We start from the raw sequence: 3,277 nt of genomic DNA on the forward strand, positions 1-3,277 counted from the left end.
TGCACCACGCCCCTGCACCACGCCCCTGCACCACGCCCCTGCACCACGCCCCTGCACCACGCCCCTGCGCCGCATCCCTGCACCACGTCTCCGCACCGCATCTCTGCGCCGCACCCGGGGTGCCCTCGCGGACCGGCGCCAGGGCATCCGTGCGGACCAGCGTCCCGAGCACGGGCGCGGACCGGCGCCCCCAGGGGACGCGAGCACTTCCCCCGCCTGCCGGGCTGGCCCACAATGACCGCATGAGCCGGGGACGATGGATCGTCGCGGCCCTGGTGATCGCACTCACGGGCTGCGAGGCGGGGGCGCCGGACGCAGACAGGGAGCCCGATCCGCCGCCCGCGACCCGTGCGCCGTTCGAGGACCCCGGGGACGCTCCCGGGCCGGGGCTCGGCGTCCCCACGCCGGAGGGCGCCGACACGAGGTCGCGGCGGTCCTCCGGCACTCCGACCCCGCACGTGCACCAGACCGCCCAGGGGACCTGTGACGATCTCGGGTCGGCACAGGCGCTGCGGCTGTCCACCACCGATCCGGCGGGGAGGGGGATCCTGGACGAATGGGATGCGTGCCTGCGCACGGACACGACGCCCGCCTACACGTGGCTCCACAACCGCACCGGCGCGGTGTGGATCCTGCGCACCAAGCCCTGGGACGCGGTGCAGGAGCACCGGCCCGGACGCACCCGCCTGGAGACGCTCCAGTCCGGGGTGATGCACCGGACGGCCCAGGAACGGGGCAAGCCGTCCAACGCCTCGGCCTTCATCCTCCCCGGGGAGTCGATCTGGATCACCGCCGATCCGGGCACGATCACCGCGCAAGTGGACCTGCCCCTGACCGTGGCGTGGGCCGGAGCGGGAGAGATCCTGGCCCGGCTCGACGATTACGGCCAGCGGCTGCTGACCGAGGCCATGGACCGGCGTGAGTCCGGACCCAGTGTGACCGTCGCCTGTGTCCTCGCGCTCTACGACTACGCCCTGCGCAGGACGGACCTGTACGCGGCCGACCTGCAGGACATGCTCCGGGACGGCTTCCAGGACATCCTCGCCGACGAGGAGTGCGCCGAACCGGCGCGCGAGACCATCATGGGCCGCCGGGGCCGGACCGTCTCGGTCCTGGAGGACGTCCTCGAGGTGATCCCGGACTCGGCGAGCACCCTGGAGCAGATCAGCAGTGCACTCGAGCCCTACCGGCGGGTCTACGGGACCATCGCCGTGGAACCGGCGACACCTGGCGGCGGGGAGTCACGCTGACTGGGGTTCCGCGACCGGTTCCCGGTGTCGGCGGGGGTTCAGCGGGCAGGAGGGGATGGCGTAGCGGCACAGCAGGACCGCGGCCACCACGCCGGAGCCCAGGACGCCGACGATGACGCCTGCGGGGGAGGGCAGTTCCTGGACCAGGACGAAGACGCCCATGGCCAGCACGAAGAAGCCGAAGCCCTCGCGCAGGACGTTCTCGGGGATGATCCCGGTCAGCTTCGCCCCGATCAGCGAGCCGACGATCGCGGCGGCGGTCACCCCGGCCACGAGCCCCCAGTCGAGCTGGACGCTCGTGAGGTAGCCGCCCAGGCCCGCGAAGGACTTCATGGCGATGACCACCAGGGACGTCCCGACGGCGGCCGGCATGGACAGCCCACCCAGCAGCACCAGCGCGGGCACCACCAGGAAGCCGCCCCCGGCGCCGACGAGCCCGGTGACCAGGCCGACCACCAGGCCCTCGAGGACGACCTTGACGACGGGCAGCTTCTTCGCCTCGTCCCCGCCGGAGGAGGGGGCCTTCTTCCGGCCCCGGATCATGGCGGCCGCGGTGGCGACCATCATCAGGGCGAAGGCGATCATCAGCACGGTGCCGGGGACGTGGCCGCCCAGCAGCCCACCGCCGAAGGCGCCAGCCATGCTCGCCACTCCGAAGACGAGGCCGGTACGCCACTTCACCCTCCCCTTGCGGGCGTGGGAGACCACGCTGACCAGCGACGTGGTGCCCACCACGAACAGCGAGGCGGCGATCGCCTCCTTGGCGGGAAGCCCGGCCACGTAGGTGAGGATCGGGACGGTGAGGATGGACCCCCCACCGCCCAGCAGGCCGAGGGAGACCCCGATCAGCACCGAGAGCGCGAGGGTGACGATGAGCGTGACGGTCATGGATGGTCCTTGGGAGTAGTCCGGGCGGGGCTGGGAAGGAAGGGGCCCGACGGCGGCGCGGAGGGGGGAGGGGTGCGCCGCCGCCGGGCGGTCTGGGTCAGCCCGCGGAGGGCAACTGCTCGATCGCGGACTGGGCGGTGGGCTCGGAGGCCGTCCTGTTCCAGGGCATCTTGGCCAGGACGTTGCCCATGGCGCAGGTGTTGGTGACGGCGGAGAAACTCAGCCCGGCGCCGATGGCACCGGCGAGCATGCTCACCTTGGGGGAGACGAGCTTCCCACCCAGCATCCCGGCCAGCACGAGGGAGCCGGCGGCCATGCGGACCTGGCGCTCCAGGGACCAGCGCTGGGCGCCGCGCACGACGTCCCCGCCGGCGGCCTCGAAGGCGGGGACGCCGCCGGTGAGGACCGTGGCCTTCTCCAGGCCGGCGGTGTTCAGCCGGGTGCGGGCCTGCCCGGCGCGGACACCGGACTGGCAGACCAGCACCACGTGGCGGTCCAGGCGCTGGGCGAGCTCGTCGGCGTGCTCGGACAGCAGCGGAAGCGGGACGTTGTAGGAACCCTTGATGTGCAGGCCCTCGAACTCCGCGGCGGAACGCACGTCCAGCACGATCAGGTCATATTGGCGGTCGATCCACTCACGCAGGGTCGGGGCGTCGACGTCGGTCAGGGCGGGGGTGGGGGAGGTCAAGAGGCTTCTCTTCCGTTCGTCTGGATATGACTCCATGAGTCTGCCACATACCCCCGAGGGTATGCAACACACCCCGGGGGGTATAGAATGACGGAGACTGATATCCCCCCACGACCCGAGGAGCACCTCATGGAACTCGACACCACCGAGCTCAAGCCGGTCCTCAACAGGCTCAAGCGAGCCCAGGGCCAGCTGGCCGCGGTCACCCGCATGCTCGAGGAGGGCCGCGACTGCAAGGACGTGGTCACCCAGCTGGCCGCCGTCTCCAAGGCGCTGGACCGGGCCGGTTTCGCCATCATCGCCACCGGCCTGGAGCAGTGCCTGCTCAAGGAGGACGGCTCCATGGACAAGGCGGACATGGAGAAACTCTTCCTCTCCCTGGCCTGATCCACCCGGACCGCGCGCCGGTCCCCGCATCCACGCCGAAGGCCCCCGGTGCATCGAGACGTCG

At 71.7% G+C, this 3,277-nt stretch carries 4 protein-coding genes; 2 read left to right on the top strand and 2 right to left on the bottom strand.

Features of this window, described 5'->3' with window-relative positions; all coding sequences use genetic code 11:
- The first annotated feature begins 242 nt into the window (after positions 1 to 242).
- The gene (locus tag PLJ28_RS13175; protein ID WP_298044292.1) at positions 243 to 1,250 is read left to right on the top strand and encodes a hypothetical protein; all 1,008 of its coding nucleotides are present in this window, start codon (positions 243 to 245) and stop codon (positions 1,248 to 1,250) included.
- On the opposite strand, the gene PLJ28_RS13180 is transcribed toward PLJ28_RS13175, so the two are convergent.
- Together PLJ28_RS13180 and PLJ28_RS13185 are read right to left on the bottom strand one after the other, a co-directional pair.
- A complete protein-coding gene (locus tag PLJ28_RS13180; RefSeq protein WP_298044291.1) occupies positions 1,242 to 2,138 on the bottom strand; it encodes a sulfite exporter TauE/SafE family protein in 897 nt (298 codons plus the stop codon). The two genes, PLJ28_RS13175 and PLJ28_RS13180, sit on opposite strands and share 9 nt — an antisense overlap.
- A 97-nt stretch (positions 2,139 to 2,235) precedes the next feature.
- On the bottom strand, positions 2,236 to 2,826 hold the full coding sequence (locus PLJ28_RS13185) for a rhodanese-like domain-containing protein (RefSeq protein ID WP_298044289.1): 591 nt from the start codon (positions 2,824 to 2,826) through the stop codon (positions 2,236 to 2,238).
- Positions 2,827 to 2,955: 129 nt separating this feature from the next.
- On the opposite strand from PLJ28_RS13185, the gene PLJ28_RS13190 reads away from it, so the two are divergent.
- Entirely contained in the window at positions 2,956 to 3,213 is a 258-nt protein-coding gene (locus PLJ28_RS13190) for a metal-sensitive transcriptional regulator (RefSeq protein ID WP_183529143.1), read from the top strand.
- Positions 3,214 to 3,277 lie beyond the last annotated feature (64 nt).

It is taken from the genome of Citricoccus sp. (assembly GCF_035445025.1).
GTDB lineage: Bacteria > Actinomycetota > Actinomycetes > Actinomycetales > Micrococcaceae > Citricoccus.

Bases quoted from the DNA above. Each gene is read 5' to 3' on its own strand.
- PLJ28_RS13190 (WP_183529143.1), top strand. From the start codon at position 2,956: ATGGAACTCGACACCACCGAGCTCAAGCCGGTCCTCAACAGGCTCAAG.
- PLJ28_RS13180 (WP_298044291.1), bottom strand. From the start codon at position 2,138: ATGACCGTCACGCTCATCGTCACCCTCGCGCTCTCGGTGCTGATCGGG.
- PLJ28_RS13175 (WP_298044292.1), top strand. From the start codon at position 243: ATGAGCCGGGGACGATGGATCGTCGCGGCCCTGGTGATCGCACTCACG.